General features: G+C 64.0%; 1 pseudogene. It reads left to right on the top strand.

Annotated elements, in window-relative coordinates:
• Window positions 1–559: pseudogene (locus tag CAG18_RS25935) on the top strand (thiamine pyrophosphate-binding protein); the annotation flags it as partial.

Genomic DNA, 559 nt, shown 5'->3' on the forward strand with positions numbered 1-559 from the left:
CGGCCAGAAGCCGATCAAGAAGTCCAAGCAGGGCCGTTTCCAGATCATCGACGTGTGCGGCATGATGGACCCCATCACCAAGTACACCCACCAGTTCGCCTCCGCCGACAACATCCCGGCCCGTATGCGCGAAGCCTTCCGCCTGGCCGAAGAAGAGAAGCCGGGTGCCGTGCACCTGGAGCTGCCGGAAGACATCGCCGCCGAGCAGACCGAAAGCCTGCCGATTCCGCCTAGCCTGAGCCGCCGCCCGCTGGCCGAGCACAAGGCCATCGAAGCCGCCGTGGAAAAACTGCAGAAAGCTCGCAACCCGATCCTGGTGATCGGCGCCGGCGCCAACCGCAAGATGACCGCCAAGGTCCTCAAGCAACTGATCGACAAGACCGGTATCCCGTTCATCACCACCCAGATGGGCAAAGGTGTGGTCGACGAGCGCCACCCGCGCTTCCTGGGCAACGCCGCACTGTCGTCGGGTGACTTCGTGCACCGCGCCGTCGAAGCCGCCGACCTGATCGTCAACATCGGCCACGACGTGATCGAGAAGCCGCCGTTCTTCATGGTC

The sequence above is a fragment of the Pseudomonas sp. B22(2017) genome (assembly GCF_002113105.1).
GTDB lineage: Bacteria > Pseudomonadota > Gammaproteobacteria > Pseudomonadales > Pseudomonadaceae > Aquipseudomonas > Aquipseudomonas asiatica.